The sequence below is a fragment of the Sulfitobacter sp. R18_1 genome (assembly GCF_017743915.1).
GTDB classification, from domain to species: Bacteria; Pseudomonadota; Alphaproteobacteria; order Rhodobacterales; family Rhodobacteraceae; genus Sulfitobacter; species Sulfitobacter faviae.
In genome coordinates, this window is sequence record NZ_JAGHRG010000014.1 from 1 (window position 1) to 18,475 (window position 18,475).

Annotated in this window: 20 protein-coding genes; 11 read left to right on the plus strand and 9 right to left on the minus strand. The window is 55.4% G+C overall.

Features of this window, described 5'->3' with window-relative positions; all coding sequences use genetic code 11:
- Both J7392_RS21660 and J7392_RS21665 read right to left on the minus strand, forming a co-directional pair.
- Window positions 1–537: PIN domain-containing protein (locus J7392_RS21660; RefSeq protein WP_209219389.1), on the minus strand; the 537-nt coding region annotated here is incomplete at its 3' end.
- 3 nt (window positions 538–540) lie between these two features.
- Window positions 541–987 (minus strand): helix-turn-helix domain-containing protein, encoded by a 447-nt coding sequence (locus tag J7392_RS21665; protein WP_209219390.1) that lies wholly within the window; start codon window positions 985–987, stop codon window positions 541–543.
- A 90-nt stretch (window positions 988–1,077) separates the two neighbouring features.
- Between J7392_RS21665 and J7392_RS21670 the strand changes: the two genes are divergently transcribed.
- From J7392_RS21670 to J7392_RS21690, 5 genes are all read left to right on the plus strand, one after another.
- Entirely contained in the window at window positions 1,078–1,389 is a 312-nt protein-coding gene (locus tag J7392_RS21670; protein WP_209219391.1) for a hypothetical protein, read from the plus strand.
- Window positions 1,390–1,434: 45 nt separating this feature from the next.
- Entirely contained in the window at window positions 1,435–1,902 is a 468-nt protein-coding gene (locus J7392_RS21675; RefSeq protein WP_209219392.1) for a cupin domain-containing protein, read from the plus strand.
- On the plus strand, window positions 1,899–2,318 hold the full coding sequence (locus J7392_RS21680) for a hypothetical protein (protein ID WP_209219393.1): 420 nt from the start codon (window positions 1,899–1,901) through the stop codon (window positions 2,316–2,318). Before J7392_RS21675 ends, J7392_RS21680 begins: the two co-directional genes overlap by 4 nt.
- A gap of 150 nt (window positions 2,319–2,468) precedes the next feature.
- A complete protein-coding gene (locus tag J7392_RS21685) occupies window positions 2,469–3,461 on the plus strand; it encodes a LysR family transcriptional regulator (RefSeq protein WP_209219394.1) in 993 nt (330 codons plus the stop codon).
- A gap of 102 nt (window positions 3,462–3,563) precedes the next feature.
- Window positions 3,564–4,229, plus strand: a complete 666-nt coding sequence (locus J7392_RS21690) for a 5-formyltetrahydrofolate cyclo-ligase (RefSeq protein WP_209219395.1) — start codon at window positions 3,564–3,566, stop codon at window positions 4,227–4,229.
- 276 nt (window positions 4,230–4,505) lie between these two features.
- Here J7392_RS21690 and J7392_RS21695 read toward each other — a convergent pair whose 3' ends face one another.
- The 4 genes from J7392_RS21695 to J7392_RS21710 form a co-directional block, all read right to left on the minus strand.
- Window positions 4,506–5,207: an RES family NAD+ phosphorylase gene (locus tag J7392_RS21695; RefSeq protein ID WP_209219396.1), complete on the minus strand. Its 702-nt coding sequence runs from the start codon at window positions 5,205–5,207 to the stop codon at window positions 4,506–4,508.
- A complete protein-coding gene (locus tag J7392_RS21700; RefSeq protein ID WP_209219469.1) occupies window positions 5,204–5,593 on the minus strand; it encodes an antitoxin Xre-like helix-turn-helix domain-containing protein in 390 nt (129 codons plus the stop codon). The genes J7392_RS21695 and J7392_RS21700 overlap by 4 nt, the downstream gene beginning before the upstream one ends.
- 278 nt (window positions 5,594–5,871) lie before the next feature.
- Window positions 5,872–6,339 (minus strand): SRPBCC family protein, encoded by a 468-nt coding sequence (locus J7392_RS21705; protein WP_209219397.1) that lies wholly within the window; start codon window positions 6,337–6,339, stop codon window positions 5,872–5,874.
- Window positions 6,329–6,676: a metalloregulator ArsR/SmtB family transcription factor gene (locus tag J7392_RS21710; RefSeq protein WP_209219398.1), complete on the minus strand. Its 348-nt coding sequence runs from the start codon at window positions 6,674–6,676 to the stop codon at window positions 6,329–6,331. The genes J7392_RS21705 and J7392_RS21710 overlap by 11 nt, the downstream gene beginning before the upstream one ends.
- An 888-nt stretch (window positions 6,677–7,564) precedes the next feature.
- Between J7392_RS21710 and J7392_RS21715 the strand changes: the two genes are divergently transcribed.
- The 5 genes from J7392_RS21715 to J7392_RS21735 all read left to right on the plus strand — a co-directional run bounded on the left by J7392_RS21715 (window position 7,565) and on the right by J7392_RS21735 (window position 13,043).
- Window positions 7,565–9,202: an ABC transporter substrate-binding protein gene (locus J7392_RS21715; protein WP_209219399.1), complete on the plus strand. Its 1,638-nt coding sequence runs from the start codon at window positions 7,565–7,567 to the stop codon at window positions 9,200–9,202.
- A gap of 64 nt (window positions 9,203–9,266) precedes the next feature.
- Window positions 9,267–10,256 carry an ABC transporter ATP-binding protein gene (locus tag J7392_RS21720; protein WP_209219400.1) on the plus strand — a complete coding sequence of 330 codons (990 nt, stop codon included), beginning with the start codon at window positions 9,267–9,269 and terminating at the stop codon, window positions 10,254–10,256.
- Complete coding sequence (locus tag J7392_RS21725) at window positions 10,253–11,236, plus strand: oligopeptide/dipeptide ABC transporter ATP-binding protein (protein ID WP_209219401.1); 984 nt, start codon at window positions 10,253–10,255, stop codon at window positions 11,234–11,236. Before J7392_RS21720 ends, J7392_RS21725 begins: the two co-directional genes overlap by 4 nt.
- Window positions 11,237–11,249: 13 nt before the next feature.
- Window positions 11,250–12,179, plus strand: a complete 930-nt coding sequence (locus tag J7392_RS21730; protein WP_209219402.1) for an ABC transporter permease — start codon at window positions 11,250–11,252, stop codon at window positions 12,177–12,179.
- A 9-nt stretch (window positions 12,180–12,188) separates the two neighbouring features.
- Window positions 12,189–13,043: an ABC transporter permease gene (locus J7392_RS21735; RefSeq protein ID WP_209219403.1), complete on the plus strand. Its 855-nt coding sequence runs from the start codon at window positions 12,189–12,191 to the stop codon at window positions 13,041–13,043.
- 73 nt (window positions 13,044–13,116) lie between these two features.
- On the opposite strand, the gene J7392_RS21740 is transcribed toward J7392_RS21735, so the two are convergent.
- From J7392_RS21740 to J7392_RS21750, 3 genes are all read right to left on the minus strand, one after another.
- Window positions 13,117–13,902 carry a phosphodiesterase gene (locus J7392_RS21740; protein ID WP_209219404.1) on the minus strand — a complete coding sequence of 262 codons (786 nt, stop codon included), beginning with the start codon at window positions 13,900–13,902 and terminating at the stop codon, window positions 13,117–13,119.
- Window positions 13,899–14,714 carry a sugar phosphate isomerase/epimerase family protein gene (locus J7392_RS21745; protein WP_209219405.1) on the minus strand — a complete coding sequence of 272 codons (816 nt, stop codon included), beginning with the start codon at window positions 14,712–14,714 and terminating at the stop codon, window positions 13,899–13,901. Before J7392_RS21745 ends, J7392_RS21740 begins: the two co-directional genes overlap by 4 nt.
- A gap of 585 nt (window positions 14,715–15,299) precedes the next feature.
- Window positions 15,300–16,748, minus strand: coding sequence for an ATP-binding protein (locus J7392_RS21750; RefSeq protein WP_209219406.1), 1,449 nt, complete (start codon window positions 16,746–16,748; stop codon window positions 15,300–15,302).
- Between the two features lie 726 nt (window positions 16,749–17,474).
- Here J7392_RS21750 and J7392_RS21755 point away from each other — a divergent pair.
- Window positions 17,475–18,452, plus strand: coding sequence for a response regulator (locus J7392_RS21755; protein WP_209219407.1), 978 nt, complete (start codon window positions 17,475–17,477; stop codon window positions 18,450–18,452).
- The last annotated feature ends 23 nt before the right edge of the window (window positions 18,453–18,475 follow it).

An 18,475-nucleotide genomic window follows, 5' to 3' on the forward strand; every position in this document is an offset into this window, starting at 1 on the left:
CGGCATCCCGGCACGGGTAAGGTCTAATAGAAAATCTGAGAAATCCATCGGAGGTTTTTTCAGTCTGGTTCTGGGGGTTCGCAGTGCGCCGGTGGCTTCCATCGGGAACAGCTCGAACGCATCGGCCAGAAACTCGTCCGGGTCCACGGTGATAATGTCGAACTCCTCAAGCACGTCCTCGGGGAAGTCCTTGTGGTTCTTCGTGACGATCACCTGAGTTGAGGACTTGATGCCTGCCCCCAGAACGTGGCGGTCGTCTGGGTCTGGCAACTCCAAGCCGGCGATCGATGGCTTGCAGCCAGTGACAAAGCACTCTTCGAACTCTTCACCAATGATCTCCAACTGAGCCTTAACGCTCTCCACGGTATCTGGCATGTCCTTGATCACGTTCCGCGACCATTCGTCCATAATTTCGTCAGTGAACCGCGCCCTGAAGATGCCTTGTATGGCAAATTCGAGCAGGACGTCTCGCATCCTGTACGGATACAAAACGCAGGCGTCGAGGACTGCGACGAATGGGTTCGCGATATGGTGCAATGGTTAGCTTCCTTTTGCCTCTGCCTCCTGCCCCATCCGAACGAGCTGCGCCATGGCATCATGCTGCGCTTGGCTTCGTCGTTCTCGATAGTCCATGAGCTCGGTCGTTTTGATGCGCCGGTGTGAGCCGACAGTTTCGCATTCGATTTCGCCCTGCTTGATTAACTTGATCAGAAAAGGGCGAGAAACGTTCAGCATGTCTGCGGCTTGCTGGGTCGTCAGCATTGCTCCGGTGGGCACAAGGGTGACCATCTCGCCGTTGCTGATGTGGCCCAGCAGCTCGATGAGCTGACGTCCAATTGTGGGCGCGATGGTAACAGGGCTGCCATCCTGTCCGTTGATGACGATGCCGTCATCCATCTCCATCGCAATTGCAAGTGCGGTCGCGGCTGAAGCCGCGTTCCGAATTTCTTCCTTTGTTGGCAACCTCTTCTCAAGTGTCTGTTGCATGGAGGCCCTCCGTCTTGCTCACATTTGGGTTTCGCTGCTGTGCGATTACGGCTGTACACGCGTTGTCTGCGCTTCTCGTATGGTTCCTATGTGACATTCGAAACAATCGAAATAATCGAAGCAAGCGCAACAACTGTCACTCGTGCACACGCCAAGGCAGTATGTGAGGTTTCCGGATTGAACTCCTCAAAGATTGGCAAGCTGCACTTGGCACAAGTGGCCGTTTGGGCCGTTCACGACTGGCGCGCGCATGTCGTGACTGCGAAGCCTTATACGACCAATGCATACCAACGCGATTTGCGGACACCCCCTAGTCAAAAACACCACCAGGCTATTCGTTCAGCTTATTTAGGGCATACAGAAGATCAATTATCTATATTCGCGTTAATGCGCTATCCTTAAGCTACGGAAGGCGCCTTCGTTTCCAGCACGCGTCAGGAGGGAACGATGAACGACATAAGTTTAGGCCCTGGGGCCGTTGAATGGCTCGGCACCCACTACCGCACAATATTAAAGTCGGCTGAGACAGATGGAGCGATGTCGATCACCGACGCGGTTTCTCCGCCTGCTTCTGGCCCGCCACGTCACATCCATCACGATGCAGACGAGGTCTTTGTGATGCTCACGGGGGATGTAGAATTCTGCCTAGTGAATAAACGCTTTGTTCGAGGCCCCGGAGAAACTGTCTTCATCCCACGAGGAACGGAGCATAGCTTTCTTGTGGTCGGCGACGCACCTTCTCGCCATCTCGTGATCCTAACGCCCGGCGGGTTTGAGGGCTTCTTCGCTGAGATGGCAGCTGGTCAATTCCGCATTCCAGAAGACATGCCTGCAATCGAAGAAAGCGCAGCGCGACACAAACTGTCGTTCACGGGCCCGCCCCTGAGCGCCGATACCAGGGAGATAAGGCAATGAAACAGATAGCAACACGGTTCTTTGCCGCTGCTTCGGTCTTCGCGTTGATTGGTATGATTTGGGGGATTCAAATGTCGGCCAGTCATGACCATACCCTCTCACCGGCACATGGGCACCTAAACCTTATTGGCTTTGTCGCTATGTCGATCTTTGGAGCCTACTATGCGTTGACGCCGCGGGCCGCTGGAAGTCAGCTGGCCAATTTCCACTTCGGTTTGACTCTGGCGACAGTGATCGTCCTGACGCCGGGCATTATTATGGCGATTACGGGACAAGGTGAGGTCCTCGCCCAGATCGGTTCCGTCTTGGCAGTATTGTCTATGGCGTTATTTGGTTTCGTCGTGCTTCGCCATGGCGTCGGGCATCCGCCTGAAAGCAATGCTCCGGAGAACATCAGCCACCAACCCGCAGAATAGCACTCAGCGCAGAGACGCTCCCCTTCAACGCTTCAGAAGCAAATCCTAAGAACGCCTGCGGGCAAACGCTGCTGCAGGCTCGGTCCAAAATTGCCGCTCAAGGTGACAAAGCCAGCCATAAACGCCAAGATGGCTTTGGGGGGTACGAAGATGAACCTTGCAGCCTTTGACCTCAATCTGCTGAAAGTGCTGGACGCATTACTTATAGAAGGATCAACAACCCGGGCAGCCTCCCGGGTTGGGCTCTCACAGCCTGCTGTATCAGCGGCCCTTGCGCGACTTAGAACCGCATTGAATGATCCACTCTTCGTGCGCGAAGGGGCCGGAATGCGCCCAACAGAGTTCGCAAAAGCGCTACGCGAACCGATCCGGGCGCATTTGAGTGGCTTGGAGCAAACTCTAGCCGGAGCGGGACCGTTTGATCCTACTGATTGCGATGCATCTTTCCGGATCTCCGGGTCAGATTATTTCTCAGTTATGCTGCTGCCCACACTCATGCAGCGTTTGGGCAAACGAGCACCTAATCTGAGATTGAGCTTCGTAGATTTGGTTCATCCCGGGAATCTACACGAGATGGGGCGTATGGACGTGGACATCGCACTTCCCTGCACCCACAGTATCCCTTCTAAGATCGTCGCAGAGCCTATGTTTTGGTCGGCATGGCAAGTCGTGGCACGAGCTGGACATTCCAGATTGTCGCGCTCCGGAATCGGCGAAGGCGATAATATACCAATCGATCTCTACTGCGACATGGACCATGTCGTCTTCTCTTCCGAAGGACGACATGCAAGTTATGAAGACCATGTGCTGTCTACTGTTGGGCGCTCGCGCCGTGTGGCTCTTTCGGTGAGCAGCTTCCGCGACCTCTATGAGACGGTGGCAGGCAGCGATCTTCTCGCGGTATTGCCCGGGACTCTTGCCCGCGCGGTGGGCCAAAGGTTTGGTTTGACGATCCACCCTATGCCCTTCCCCATGGAGCCTGCGCTATTATGGGTGGCATGGAACCGATGGCAGACTGATAATCCCGCCCACCGATGGTTACGCGGTGAAATTGCCAGCCTTTTGCATCATTTGAACGATGTGGAACGGCCACTTCCCCTCGCGACAGGAAACCGCGCAGCAAGAGTAAAAGCGGCTGAATAGGAACGCCGATCCAGCCACTACAATTCTGCGTCTTGCGCAAAGCCGTTAGAAAACAGAGCTTCTATCGGACATCGGTATTGTGTGAGCAAAGAAGGACTGGGAATGGAGGATGACAACACTGGCGGCTCGGACCCGTGCATGGCCCATCTTTTGATCGGCGGCTCCCCTGTCGATCCGATCCGGAAGCGCGATGTGGCTCGGTTCCGGACGGCAGAGCGTGCCCGCTTGTTACAAGCTCGGCAGCAATTGTCAGTTCAAGAGCGTGCTGCGATGACCGCCAATTTGATAGCCACACTTGAAACACTCATCACCCCGCAACCGGACATGAAGATTGCTGTCTATTGGCCAATTCGCGGAGAGCTGGACCTGCGCGCCTGGATCACCAAAGCGCATGCGGCCGGTGCCCTTGTGCTTCTGCCAGTCGTCACGAGAAAAGACGCGCCGTTGAGCTTTCGCACCTGGCAGCCGGGTTGCGCGATGGAGCGCGGCCTCTGGAATATCCCAGTACCCATGAGCGGCGTAGAAGCGGTACCAGACATCGTGATCTCACCATTGCTCGGCGTAGACGAAACTTGTTACCGGCTTGGCAATGGCGGTGGCTATTACGACCGGACTTTGGCGCAGCTTGATCCTCCCCCAAAGGTAATCGGCGTCGGATTTTCTCATTGTCGCATGCCCACAATTTTCCCCATGCCATGGGATATTCCGATGGACACCGCCGTCCTTTCTGATGGATCGGTTCTAGCGCACACAGCAACGATCGGGTGATAGAGCAACCTGCCACTGCCGTTTGGCGCATGGTATGACGTAATCATCGTGCCGGAACTTCTGCTCGACCCTATCTGTCTCGCGCAGGTATTTTCACGCGCTGAGGGTGAGCAGGCCAAACGCGATGAACGGCACGACGAGATCGAAAAAGCCCCCATCGAACCCGAGGCTATTCGTCAGTGTAATCGCCTGAGAAAAGCCTCATGGCGCCAGACAGTCGGAGCGAAAGCAATAGTCACCGCATGATTGACACGACCCGGCACCTCAGGGGACCGGCTATGCCACCGCAGTGACCGAATAATGCGGCGTCCCGTCCCAAACCAGTTCCCAAGACGCGCCGGGGCGGACGTTTTGGATTGCGCGCGGCTCAAAACATACCAAACATTTTCCGCCCGGCGCGGGCGCGCGGACCGACGGGTAGATCAGGCCGCGTGAACCGCCGCGCCGCAACTGCCCCGCAAGGCTTTGCCCTACAGGGTATCCAACATCAGGATTGGCGTTGAGCGCCGGATGCGCAGGCTCATCCGTAATGTCGTCGAACACGCCGATGAAATCGCTGAGCATCTCAACATACCGACCGCTATCGTGGTAATGGCCAATATAGCCCAGCTCTCTTGTTCGGTGAAATGCAACCTCACTTAACGAGACCATTACATTCCAAGAGCAGTACCAAGCGCCGCGGTCCTCATCATTGAACCGGTTCCCGCCGATCCTTGTGTAGGTAAAGGATGCGTTAACATGCGTATCGCCATAGATCCGCAGGTCATTGCTGCGCCGTCGCCAAGCCAGCTCCCGCGGATCGAGATGCAGGCTTCGGCCGCGCTCCGCCGTCATCCGGGCGCTTGTAAGCCCCTCGATCTCAGCGAGAACGTCCATCTCCTCGTCATTGTCAGTCAGCCCCCGGAGGGCGGGCGGCTGATGGTAGGTGGCTGGCAAAAGACGAACCAAGCCCCGATCCGAGATCTCAGTCTGCCTCATGCGCCGCCACGCAGCGCATCAAGATAGGTCCGGATATTCAAAATCTGGGGCAGGCCCTCCTCTATGGCGATGTCGATCGGGCGCTGACCGGCAAAAAGCGGGCCTGTGTTGTGATGCGTGAACCAGCTTCGCGCGATGGGCTCCGAGAAATAGAGCTCCAGCGACTTATAGATGCCGATCACCGCACTAAGACGCAAAAGCTGATCCCGCGTGAGTTCTCCGGCGAAGTGGGGTTTCTTGGCCCGCTTCCAAGTGCTCTCGGACATGTCTGCGAGCGCCGATGCTTCTTTGAGGCTCAACGACCAGGCATCAGCAATGCGGGCATAGGCTTTCAGGGCGACCGCATTCATCTGTGCGGTATCGCGGGTCTTGAGGACAGCTTCCATCATCAAACTCCTTTGGCCCAAATATAGACCATATGATCTGAGTTTAAAGCCCATATGGCCTAATGCCAAACGCGGCGCCGATCTGGCAGAAGGCTGCGCCAGCAGCCTGAAGATTAAAACTCGAAGGTAGTTTTTCCCTGAGCGCAGGACTTCGGTTTTCGTCTTCGCCGAGCAAGGGTGAGATCACGACACCTGGAACCGCCTCTACGCTGCTCGCGAAGCTGGCACTGGTCACACCAGATGCAAAGAAGCCTACTCCATGTAACGACGGTTTTCGATCATTTGATAGACTGGGCATATTCCTCAAGTTGCGTGGCGACAGTCCCCCAACCGCCAAAAAAGCCCATATCTTCATGTTTTTGGCGAGCCTCTGGCGAGCGGTGACGCGCAATGGCAGTATATGTCGTGCCGCCGTCCCCATCGTCTTCGAACTCGATGATGGCAGTCATGAACGGATCAGCTGAAGGCTTCCACCCCTCACTGTAGGTATCCGTAAAAACCAAGCGCTCGCCTTCAACGATTTCAAGATAGACGCCTTTGCTCTCAATTGTCTGACCTTCCACGCTCATCGTCGTGTTGAACCTACCGCCGACACGGAGGTGGATCTCGCATTTCTCAATCCCGTGAGGCTTGGGGACAAAGAAATTCTTAATATGCTCAGGCGTGGTCCAACACTCCCACAAGACTGAACGAGGCGCCTTGATCCTTCGGTTGAACCTAAGATCGGTTTCTGGATCAAACGTCATTTTTTTCCCTTCCCATAAGATGGTTCACGTAGTCATCAAGCTGGTCAAGCCGCCTGGCCCAGATAGCGCTTTGCTCTGATAGCCAGTCTTGCGCAGGCTCAAAGGCATCGGGCGCCAACCGGAAAATACGGGTACGACCTTTCTTTTCGGAGGTGATCAATCCAGCCGCTTCCAGCTTCTTCAAGTGCTCCATGAATGACGGCAGAGCCATATCATGCGGTTCCGCAAGTTCACTTGTTGTTGCCTCTCCCCGCGCGAGGCGCTGAAGTATCAGCCGTCTGGTTGGGGCGCCAAGAGCTGAAAAGCAGAGGTCTAGAGAGGCATCAAACTTAGACATAACCCTAACTAAAAACGAAGAGCTGCTTCGGTCAAACTAATTAGGTAAATTCCTAAGTAATGTGGGATCCTTTACTGGTTACGCCGTGCCAAAGAAAGCAGCGCCAACTCAACCACGCTATCGTTGGCAATAGCCCCCAGCAATCAAGAGCTCCCCAAGATCTCGTCCATCAGGCAAGCTGCAAACCCCAACTTCACGATCATAACTTCGCCGCCCTTCCAAGGAGCACCGAAGCTGAACACCTTTAACTATCTTTGTGATGTGACGCGTAGCGAGATCACCAGTTGTGCTACCTCGTTCAGCACAATCGAGATTGGCAAGCCTTACGGGGATCAGACCGACAACAATAGTATCGCCGTCCCGGATATGCGTAACGGTGTCAACAAGCTGCGCACCAGGCAATACAGTCTGAGTTTGATGTGCCCTACGGTTTCCCTTCCACGCGTTACCGCCATTCCATGCACTCCTCCCGTTCAATATGCTCGGCGGACGGGTATCGCGCTGCGTGCCAGTCTGATCTGCAGGTCCTAGCGCTATCGCCATAAACAAGACTGCGCAGGCGATAACTGGCAGCAAGAAAGACAAACCACGTTTGCGGCGGCGGAACTTTACAGCATTCGACATGCTATTCAGCTTGCAGAGAAAATCTGGCCGTAATTTGATAGCATATCTTCGATGATAGAGGGGCGCACATCTGTCCAATCAGCACACTGGCGGTCTAGCTCTGGTTGATTGGCGCGCTCAGCACTCGTTTCATAGAGTTGTAATGCGAGCATCACATAGCTGTAGCCGTCGGGTGCTCTACGAAAGCGAGCCGCGGGGCGCAGATACGCTCTCCGCTGGACCACACCTGCCTCGCAAACCGCGAACCGACCGGAGAGCTACACGATGAATATGAACCGACGTCACGTCATGGGCCTGATGGGGGCAACGGCCTCTGGACTCTTCCTACCGAGCCATCTGCGGGCCCAGCAAAACCGCCCCTCAATTAAAATTGCGGTACAGCAAGTCGTCATCAATAACACGCTGGATCCATGGAACGAACAGTCGAATGTTGGCGAACGCGCACTCTACCCAAACCTTTGGGAAGGACTGCTCTTGCGCGACTGGATGGGCAACCAGGGTCCGGTACCGGGTCTGGCGACAGAGTGGAAGCGCCTCGACGAAAAGACCGTCGAGTTGAAGCTGCGGGAAGGTGTTAAATTCCACAATGGTGATGAGATGACCGCTGAAGACGTGGTCTTTTCGCTCTCCCCCGAACGGCTGTTTGGAGACACACAACCGGCGGGCGGCAAGACCATCTATGCAGAGGATTTCACCCGCTCCACGGGCAAAGACATTCCGGCCGCTTTGCCAGGTATCGCGCGCCGCAAATGGCCCTCGCTGGCCGGGGTCGAAGCCGTCGACAAATATACCGTGCGCTTTCACAATGCGACGCCCGACGTAACAATGGAAGGCCGCCTTTACGCGGGTGGTAGCATTGTGGCTAACCGCCGGGCTTGGGATGAAGCGGAATCCTATGACGCTTGGGCAAAAAAGCCAGTCACAACTGGCCCCTATTACGTTGAGGACTTTCAGCCTGATGTCTCACTCACCTTGCGTGCGCATGACGACTACTGGGGTGGTCGCCCCCCACTAGAAACGATCACCTTCGTAGAAGTGCCCGAGGTTGCAAGCCGCGTGAATGGTCTTTTGTCCGGCGAATACGACTTCGCTTGCGATCTGCCGCCCGATCAGCTTGGAACCGTGATGAATGCGCCCGGCTTGGAAGTGCAGAACTCCACCATCTGGAACCACCGCGTCAATGTCTTCACCCAAGAGCATGAGCAGCTACAAAACCCGCTCGTGCGCCGCGCAATGACCCATGCGATTGATCGCAAGGCGATTGTCGAAGCGCTTTGGGCCAATCTGACAGAAGTACCTGCCGGTCTTCAGTTCGACAGCTTCCGGACCTCGGATATGTTCATCGAAGGCTGGGCCGCACCCGAATACAACCCAGAGCTGGCCCGCCAAATGCTTAAAGAGGCTGGCTACAAAGGCGATCCAATCCCCTTCCGCCTCCTGAACAACTATTACATCAATCAGGTGCCAAACGGGCAGATCCTCACCGAGATGTGGAACCAGGTGGGCCTGAACGTCGAGATTGAGATGAAAGAAAACTGGGGCCAGATTCTTGCTCAAGACACGCCACGGGGGGTGCGCGACTGGTCTGCCTCTAACACAATCAACGATCCGATCTCACCGATGGTGGTACAATTTGGACCTAATGGTTCAGCCCAGCAGAACCGTGAATGGACAAATGCAGAGTTCAACGATCTTTGCCAAGTGATGGAGACGTCGACAGACCGCGCCAAGCGCAAACAAGCTATCGCACGGATGTTGACAATCGCCGAGCGCGAAGACCCTGCTTACAATATCCTGCATCAGAACGCGGTCTTTACGGGCATGCGGTCGAACCTGAACTGGAAGGCTGCCCCCGCCTTTGCCATGGATTTCCGCGCTTCAAACTGGCCCGGCCAATCCTAACCTGTATGGGCGCGTGCCCGATCAAGGCACGCGCCCATACACGCATGCGAAGGACTTCTTATCCATGAACAATCTGGTCGAGATCAGAAACTTGCAGGTTGCCTTCGATGGCGTGCCGGTGCTGCATGGCATCGACCTTGATGTGGCTCCAGGCGAAGCTTTGGGCCTGGTCGGGGAGAGTGGTTGCGGCAAGTCAGTGACTTGGCTTGCTGCACTTGGCTTGTTGCCGGGGAAAGCCAGCGTAAGCGGCTCGGTCAAACTACAGGGACAGGATTTAGCAGCCGCACCCCGCCAAACGCTGGAGCGCGTGCGCGGGAAACGCATTGCTATGATTTTCCAAGACCCATCAAGCGCACTTAACCCCGTGATCCGGGTAGGTCGACAGATCCTTGAGGCATTGCGGTTGCACCGTGGTCTTACGGGGGCTGCAGCCAAAACCGAAGCTCTGCGCTTGATGGAACTTGTCGGAATTCCCGACGCGCACAACCGCTTCAACCTCTATACCCATGAGTTTTCTGGCGGACAGGCACAACGACTGATGATCGCCATGGCCCTTGCGGGCGAGCCCGACTTACTAATTGCTGATGAGCCGACAACAGCGCTTGATGCCACAATACAAGCGCAGATTCTCGATCTATTGATCACTTTGCGTCGCGAGATGTCGATGGCTACCGTTTTTATCAGTCACGATCTCGCAGCTGTAGCCCAAGTCTGCGAACGTGTCTGTGTGATGTATGCAGGCAAGATCGTCGAAGAAGGCCCTGTCGCGCAGCTATTTGACACACCGCGCCATCCCTATACGCGCGGGCTGTTTGACGCGATCCCTTCCCTTTCGGGCCCCCGGCGGCGGTTGGTGCCGATCCCTGGCACCGTACCAGACCCGCGCCAGTTGCCAGCAGGCTGTGCGTTTGAGCCCCGTTGTGCGCGCGCACGCGCGTTTTGCACACAGCACCGGCCAGAATTGCTCCCCCAACCGGAAGGCCGCCAATTGGCATGCGCCTATCCCGTGCCCGCAGCACAGGACGCTGTCCACCGAGAGAAAGAATACCAATGAGCCCCTTGCTAGAGGCCCGCGAACTGGTGCGCATCTATGAAACCCGCCGTGGTCTGCTGGGACGGCCCGCGCAGGTGCGGGCTGTAGATGGCGTCAGCCTTCAGCTTAGACGCGGTGAAACGCTCGGAGTAGTTGGCGAAAGTGGATCGGGGAAGTCCTCGCTGGGGCGCATGCTTTTGGGAGTTGATGCGTCGCAAGGGGGCGCTGTCTATATCAACGGCGTAGCCATGCCTGCGTTTGGCTCCCCTGGCTGGCGGTCTCTGCGCGCGCGCATCCAAATGATCTATCAAGATCCCCTCGCCGCACTGGATCGGCGGATCAATGTGGCAGAACAACTGCGCGAACCATTGGATATTCACCGTATTGGCGATGCTGAAAGCCGCACGACGCGCGTTCGCGAAGTAATGCAAGCGGTCGGTCTGCGCCTAGATCACGCCGATAAATTCCCGCACGAGCTTTCAGGAGGTCAGCGGCAGCGTGTCGTTATCGCGCGGGCACTCATGACCGAACCCGAATTACTGGTCTGCGACGAGCCGGTTTCCGCCCTCGATGTCTCCATTCAGGCGCAGGTCGTGAACCTGCTGTCTGACCTGCAGCGCGACCGAGGCCTTGGCATGGTCTTTATCAGCCATGACCTGAAAGTCGTTCGTAACCTCTGCGATCGGGTAGCCGTGATGTATTTGGGCCGCATCGTCGAGGAAGGTCCTGCTGATACGATATTTTCCGACCCGCAGCATCCCTATACGCAGGCCTTGGTCTCGTCCGTGCCCCAACCTGGCCGTGCGCTTAACAGTCGGATCATTCTCCAAGGGGAACCGCCAAACCCCGGCAATCGCCCGTCTGGATGTGCATTTCATCCGCGCTGCCACAAGGCTGAGGACATCTGCCGCCACACCGTTCCCGAACCCCGAAGAACCGGTGTTGAGTGCCGCGCGGCTTGCCATTTTGCCGGCCTTGCTGCGCTGCCGGAACTGGTTTGAACAGGAGCCTTAAGTGATACGTTTCGTAACCTCCCGCCTCTTTAGGGCTGGGCTAACGGTACTGTCTGTAATGACCTTTGCTTTTGTGGTGCTGCGCATGTCAGGCGACCCGGCACAGGTGCTGCTAGGGCCGGATGTCCCACAAAATGTAGTGCAGGATTTCCGTGATCGTTGGGGGCTCGATGATCCGATCTGGCGCCAATACCTCTCTTACCTCCAAGCTATGATGCAAGGCGATTTTGGGCTTTCGATGCGCGACCGCTCACCTGCCATTGAACTTGTGATGCAACGCATTCCGGCCACCCTACAGCTAACGATCCCTGCGTTGATCTTACAGCTGGCTTTCGGCATCCCGGCAGGGATCTATGCCGCGCTAAAACGGGGTACACTGGCAGATCGTAGTGTGATCGTCGCCGCGATCATTGGGTTCACCGTTCCTTCCTTCGTGATGGGGCTGCTGTTGGTTCTGATCTTCGCCGTCACCCTAGGGGCTTTGCCTTCCGGTGGTGCCACCAGTTGGCAACATGCGATCCTACCTGTGCTTACCATGAGCATCGGCGGCATCGGCGTTCTGGCCCGTTTTTCACGTTCCGCGATGATTGAAGTCATGGGCCAGCCCTATATCCGTACGGCCTCTGCCAAGGGGGTCAGCTGGGGCAATGTTGTCCGCAATCATGCTTTACCGAATGCAGCAGTGCCCATTGTGACAATCGTCGGCTTCATGGTTGGCTCGCTGATCGCTGGAGCCATCATCGTCGAGACAATATTTAGTTGGCCAGGAATGGGACGATTGCTGATCGTATCGGTTACCAATCGGGATTTGGCGGTGGTGCAGTGCATCCTGCTGCTGGTCGCCGCCGTTATGGTGGTGTCGAACCTGACCGTTGATCTCCTTTACGGCTGGCTTGACCCCCGCTTGCGCCAGGCAAGCCCCGCACATTGAGGAACCGAAATGGCTGTCACTACCGTCAATCCCCCACAATTTGCTAAGCGCCGCCGGCTCCGGTCACCCTTCATAGTGCAGCTGGCAGTATTCTGGCTCTTAGCCATGGTCGTTTGTGCGCTTTTTGTAGATTTTTTACGCCCCTATCCGATCACCCAGATGAACCTCAGCACAAGGCTCGCGCCACCAGGGACGCCGGGGCATTGGCTGGGCACAGATGAATTAGGCCGCGACGTCCTATCACGCCTGATCCAGTCTATACGATCTTCATTGGTTATCGCGTTTGGTGCGACCTTGCTTTCAGCCCTCTTTGGTACCTTGCTGGGGTTCATAGCAGCCAAGTTCCGCGGCGTTGTAGAGCACGTGGTCGTAATGCTAGCCGATTTTCAAGCCGCACTCCCCTTCCTGATTATGTCGCTGGCGGTCCTTGCCTTCTTCGGTTCCTCCATGTTGTTGCTCGTGTGCTTGATGGGCTTCTACGGATGGGAACGCTATGCGCGCATCACCCGGGGACTTGCCATTTCTGCAAGCGCTCAAGGCTATGCCGCTGCTGTCGTTCAGCTTGGAGCAAAGCCATCGCGGGTCTATCTACGTCACATTCTTCCCAATGTGGCATCGACTCTGATCGTTTCCATGACACTCACTTTCCCTGAAATTATCCTGATGGAATCCAGCCTTTCGTTCCTTGGGCTTGGGGTGCAGCCGCCCGATACAAGCCTTGGAAATATGGTAGGCTTTGGGCGGGAGTACCTCACCACTGCGCCTTGGATCATGCTGTCGCCCGCCGTGGTAATCGTGCTGACAACATTAGCGATCTCATTGGCCGGGGACTGGCTACGCGACCGTCTGGACCCAACGCTTTAAGCTTAGAGCCAAGCTTTTGGGAGGTGCCGCGGTTTTGATGGCAAAAGGGCGGCCGACTGGCCGCCCTTTGTCGTCAACGCGTAACGATCACAGCGCTACTGTCGATATAATTGTCAAAATGCACCAAGGTCTGATCCGCATCTGCAAGGATCACCGCTATCTGCGCGGGACCGTCAAGCTCTTCAAATTTACCGCCATCAAGGTTCACACTAACATTGTAATGGTTGCCCGAAAGTGTGGTGAAGGGAATGCCCCGCCACAGTGCCGTAGAATTGTAGTGAACATGGCCGGCAATCACCTGCCGAACGTCGCCGTGTGTTGCGAGCAGATTGGCCAATCGTGCGCCGTCGCGCAGGATAATGCGGTCGACCCGCGTGAAGAGCGGGTTTGCGTGGTGGTGCAAGATGACGATGACGGGCTTGTCCGCTGCCTCCAGCAACCGTTCCTCCAGCCAGTCATATTGCGCATCGGTGAGCACGCCCGGATGGATTCCCGGCTCCGAAGAGTCGAGCAAGATGGTCCGGTAACCCTTGTGATCTATCACCTTATCAATGCAGCCGGTTTCTGCTTCATAGTCTTTACCAAAGACTTCCAGAAAAACAGGCCGATCATCGTGGTTGCCTAGGGTGATATGGCAAGGGACGGTTAGCTCCGAAAGGATCGACTTCAGCCGGACATAAGCTTCAGCCTCACCTAGGTCGGCCAGGTCTCCCGCCAGAACACAGAAGTCCGCATCTGCATGGCGAGCATTGATGGCGGCTACGCCGCACGCCAGTCGGTCTGCGGTGTCAAGCGTGTGGGTTGTCTCCCCTTCCCGTACGATGTGTAAGTCGCTTAGCACGACGATCTTGAGCGTCATTGTCCAAGCCCTTCACGTGTCAGATACCCAATCGATGCTGGAATGCCAGCTTTGTCGCGGAGCTCCATGATCAGGCGCGGCTTTTCTTCAAGTTTGGCAAGAGCACGAAAAACCGCATGCCAGCGGATCGTTCCTTCTCCAATCGCCCAATGCCGATCAGCATAGCCATCAGCATCTTGCAAATGAATATGATCTAGCAATCCAGCAGCCGCGCGAACGTAGTAGTCCACAGGTGGTGCGCCATTGGTGCCATGAGCATAATGGGCGTGGCCCGTATCAATCGACAGACGCACCGCGGAAGAATTGAAACTTTCCACCAACAGCCGACGATCCAAAGGCGCAATGTCTTCAATGTTCTCAATGACTAAAGTGACACCTTGATCTTCAGCACGTTTCACCGCGGCTGAGAGCGTCGCATGGGTGTTCTGGATCACCATCTCGCGGGCGTTTTCAAGGTTGTCGAAGTTATTGTAGTCCCAAGCTGTATAAGGCGAATGAAGCACCATCTGCGTTGCCCCTACGGCCTGACAGACATCGAGCCCTTGGTTAACCCGCTTGGTTACCACCGCGCGAACTTCCGGGTCATTTGAATGAAGAGTGAAACCCCAAAAGGGTCCATGGATGCCCAAACGCCCAGTATAGCCATCCAAGAGCGCTTTAATCCGGTCTGCTTCAGGCTGCCAATCTCCCCCCAGCACATCAGGTGCATGAAAAGATTGAAGTTCGAGATCGCGCTGTTTTTCAAGTATCCAGTCGCGGTAAGTTTCAAGGTCTGCAGTGCCAAGCGCCGCGCCGATGACGGGAGGGGTCATATTCTATCCTATTGTCGAGAATCTGAACCCTTCCTTGCGACGATTATATGTGGCCCAAACGAAGGTTCGATGAAAGTTTCGTTACGCGACACACCTAAAGTTTCGACCTAAAAAGGAGCCACGGCACCTTTCCGCCCGTACATGCAAGGCACCTAAATCTAAATCATTGTTCTTGCGAATGATTTTTCGATCCGCACCATTACGTCGTCGGCATGAACCCCATTTCCTTGTCGTGAATTTTTGCTGCCGTGCAGTGAGACCGTGAAAAACGGTTCGGTTTTCCTGCAAGCCCCAGCATCCCGGGTTACGAATTGATCTGCGGCAATCGACCGACGATGTTGAACAAGATTTCCTGCAAACTATGCCAACTAGAAGTTGGCATTATCAATTGGTCATTGTTCCCGAAGCATGACCGCAAGATCGTGCTGGGCAAAGGTCCCTGCTGACTGAGACTGTGGGAACCAGCCGCCGCTGCCCAGTTGGGGCAATATGCTGAATGGTGTGCAACAAAGCACTGGTCCCCACTCGCACTGAGATTTTGTGCCTCTGGAAGGTCGGGGCAAGACGCCTAAGGTAGAAGCAACGTTACGTCAGCTTTTTGACCGTATGCCGCATCTTTCTATAAGCTTTGCTCGATAGCGCGTAATCGCCAGCAAGCTTCCACTTGGCGCGATAAGCCTCAGGTGTCAGACCATGCACCTGGCTCAGATGACGCCGCAGGAGGCTCATCTTCTCACCACACTCCAAACAGGTAAGAAGGTGAGAGTCTTCCTCTTGTTCATCCTCGACAGCCTCATCGTCACATGTGTTGCGACTGCTAGAGAGGAATATGATGACGTCTGTCCCCTCCCCCGGTCGGCTGGACACCGAAATCTCACCACCCATCCGCTCAATTTCACGCCGCACGATACTCATACCTAGTCCCGTGCCCCCTCCTTGGCGTGCCGTTCTTGGATTGTGTGCTTCGAACTCCTCAAAAAGCCTATTGAGCTGCTCGGGCCCCATGCCGCAGCCTGTGTCGCTTATGCGGATGACCACACCATCCCGGCACTGGTCGGGCGCGATCGCCACCCGCACTTCGCCAACGGAAGTAAACTTAACAGCGTTGGACAGAAGGCGTTCGACCGCTTGGGAGAGGTTTTCTGCATCAAACAGGAAAAGCGGGTTGCCTTCGAGACTGGAGGTAAAACTAAGCTCTATCCCTTTGGCATTTGCAGCGTCATGGTGTTTATCCACGACGTCGCCAACCACCTCAGCCAGATTGAAGGATTCTGCCGCGATCGAAGCCGTCGCATCGTCCAAATCCGCAATGCGCACCAGGTCATCTGCCACTGCACTCAATCGGGAGACATTCCGTTCAATCACCCCGACGAGGTTGCGTGCTTTCTCATCGGTAACAATCATGCTCAAGAGACGGGTTGCCCCTCCAATGGAACTAAGGGGGGTGCGCACCTCGTGGTTGGCATGCGACAGAAAGCTTGCGCGCGTTGCCGCCGCTTGTTCCGCCAACCGCTTTGCTTTTACTCTCCCGGCCTCGGCAGAGTTCAGATGCATCTGATCGGTGGCGATGGAGGCCAATCGTGTAAGGATCTCAATATCGTTCGTATCCCAGTCCCGCGGACAGTGGTCGATACAGCATAGTGCACCAATGATGTTCCCTTGCTTACTGCGGAACGGGACCCCAAGATACCCAATGATGCCGAAGTCTGCGACCGCTGGACTATACTTTAGTTCAGGGTGTGTTCGAGAGTCGCGAACCAAAAGCGGCTTACCACTGTCGCGGACGTGCTTGCAAAAAGAGTGGCTCAACGGCGTCGAACGCGTTTGGAAAAGCTCTCCGGTCAAGCCAATGGCTGATTTAAAAAGCTGTTGATCGCCGGCATCATCAATAATCGTGAGAAGGGATATAGGCGCCTTCATCATAAGAGATGCGATGTTTGTGAGCTTATCAAAGCGCGCATCACGCTCTGACAAAGATGCCTCCGGCTCTATAGGTTCAGGTGTACTGAAATCTGCGGAAACACCATAATTCAAGGTAATCACCCTATACGCTGACTTACCGGGTCAGGAAAAAGGAAAGCCGTAGAGACAATCAATACCTAAAGCCTAGATGACGCCCAGAAATTGCAGAACCGACCCCTTCAGGCAACCCCTATCGCATTGCATAAAAACAATAAATTACAAAATCCGGCATTGTCTATTTATACATGTCAACACGAAGGAGTAAATGTGGCAACAAAATGGCACCCCCTTGATGACACCTATATTGAGAAAAGTTACCCTGAAACACAGCAGCAATAGACCGCTTACTTATTTCCCCCCCCTTAGGCCAGTTGAGCAGAATTCGTGCAATGAACGGCAAGCCGAGCAACTAGAATCGGGTCTGCTCATATCAGTTCTCAGTTCCTTCCAACGGGGTGCCGTCGAAGATAGCCCTAGAGGTTCTACCTTTCCCTTCATGATGCCACATCGATCACGTCCGGCGGCCCGGCAAACCCAACAGATCTGGCAGCTCAGGTCAATTTAAAGCGGACTTTCAACCGCTTTTCTGTGGGCGCCATCAAATCGCCACAATATCAGGTACAGTCTTTAGTATGGAAGCATACCAAAGAATATGTCGCAAGGGTGATTGGCCTTCAGATACCGGCGGAACAGCCTTGTTCAGCGTTCCGCTCTTGGAGTCTCAAGGACCTGTCGAATGCGGTCAACGTCACGAAGTCTGTTTTAAGCATGCCGTACCAAGTTCAAAGGACAAAGCACATGAAAATCCTAGCCGTTGATGACAACTCCTTCGTCCGCGAGTTCCTTCCCGCGATCTTAGAGGGGACGGATTTTGCAGATGTGACCGTTGCGGCTTCGGGGAAGGAAGCGCTCGAGATTATCGCAAACACCGCGCAGCCCTTCGACTGCCTGCTGCTGGACATCGTCATGCCCTTCATGGACGGCATAACGCTATGTCGCAAAATTCGGGCGCTCTCGAGCTATCGCACGACACCGATTATCATGCTGACCCTCAAATCTGACGCGATATCGATCGAGCAGGCCTTCGCCGCCGGGGCCAATGACTATATCGTCAAACCGTTCGAAGTTCGAGAGGTCGAGCGCCGCCTGCGCGTCATCCAACGTCTGCTCGATAGCTCGGAAGTGGCCCTGCGGCTTGACCCAAAATTAATGCTTCGAGGTGGCCCTCAAGGGTCACATGACTTTGCCTTAGAAGATCCTGTCCACGTCCTTGGCACCCCTCAGTTGGTGCCGCCCTTTTCACTTGGCAACTACCTGTCACAGCTGTCCAGCAAGCACTTGAACATCTGCCAGGTCTTTTGCGCGCAGATCGAAGACGTTGCCTCCCTATATTCTCGCGCCAATAGCCGCGAATACGCTATGGCCATCGCCAATGTAGCGGGCGCCATCAGCAGGGTCGTAGACTGCCCGCAACTTCTCATGGCACATTTTGGTGGCGGCACGATTTTATGTATCGTCACAGGCGACAGTCTACCAGGCTGGCCGCAGATCGAAGAGTTGGTCCTGGCCGATCTGCAGATCACGGGCCCTTGGGGAGAGGACGCGACCTATGAGCCGATCACTCTTTCGATTGGACGGCCCGTACGCCCGAATGCCAATCGCACCCAACGGGTTCGCACCACGTTCAACCGAGCGATTGATCGAGCGACCGGGCGGCAGAACTCCAAGAACAACTTTTGGACCCCTCATACATCAGCAGTATCATCGGCGCGCTGACCCCCGGACCGCGAAGCAAACAT

Excerpts from the sequence above, each read along its gene's own strand:
- J7392_RS21665 (WP_209219390.1), bottom strand. The coding sequence starts at position 987 with ATGCAACAGACACTTGAGAAGAGGTTGCCAACAAAGGAAGAAATTCGG.
- J7392_RS21675 (WP_209219392.1), top strand. The coding sequence starts at position 1,435 with ATGAACGACATAAGTTTAGGCCCTGGGGCCGTTGAATGGCTCGGCACC.
- J7392_RS21680 (WP_209219393.1), top strand. The coding sequence starts at position 1,899 with ATGAAACAGATAGCAACACGGTTCTTTGCCGCTGCTTCGGTCTTCGCG.
- J7392_RS21685 (WP_209219394.1), top strand. The coding sequence starts at position 2,469 with ATGAACCTTGCAGCCTTTGACCTCAATCTGCTGAAAGTGCTGGACGCA.
- J7392_RS21690 (WP_209219395.1), top strand. The coding sequence starts at position 3,564 with ATGGAGGATGACAACACTGGCGGCTCGGACCCGTGCATGGCCCATCTT.
- J7392_RS21695 (WP_209219396.1), bottom strand. The coding sequence starts at position 5,207 with ATGAGGCAGACTGAGATCTCGGATCGGGGCTTGGTTCGTCTTTTGCCA.
- J7392_RS21700 (WP_209219469.1), bottom strand. The coding sequence starts at position 5,593 with ATGGAAGCTGTCCTCAAGACCCGCGATACCGCACAGATGAATGCGGTC.
- J7392_RS21705 (WP_209219397.1), bottom strand. The coding sequence starts at position 6,339 with ATGACGTTTGATCCAGAAACCGATCTTAGGTTCAACCGAAGGATCAAG.
- J7392_RS21710 (WP_209219398.1), bottom strand. The coding sequence starts at position 6,676 with ATGTCTAAGTTTGATGCCTCTCTAGACCTCTGCTTTTCAGCTCTTGGC.
- J7392_RS21715 (WP_209219399.1), top strand. The coding sequence starts at position 7,565 with ATGAATATGAACCGACGTCACGTCATGGGCCTGATGGGGGCAACGGCC.
- J7392_RS21720 (WP_209219400.1), top strand. The coding sequence starts at position 9,267 with ATGAACAATCTGGTCGAGATCAGAAACTTGCAGGTTGCCTTCGATGGC.
- J7392_RS21725 (WP_209219401.1), top strand. The coding sequence starts at position 10,253 with ATGAGCCCCTTGCTAGAGGCCCGCGAACTGGTGCGCATCTATGAAACC.
- J7392_RS21735 (WP_209219403.1), top strand. The coding sequence starts at position 12,189 with ATGGCTGTCACTACCGTCAATCCCCCACAATTTGCTAAGCGCCGCCGG.
- J7392_RS21740 (WP_209219404.1), bottom strand. The coding sequence starts at position 13,902 with ATGACGCTCAAGATCGTCGTGCTAAGCGACTTACACATCGTACGGGAA.
- J7392_RS21745 (WP_209219405.1), bottom strand. The coding sequence starts at position 14,714 with ATGACCCCTCCCGTCATCGGCGCGGCGCTTGGCACTGCAGACCTTGAA.
- J7392_RS21755 (WP_209219407.1), top strand. The coding sequence starts at position 17,475 with ATGAAAATCCTAGCCGTTGATGACAACTCCTTCGTCCGCGAGTTCCTT.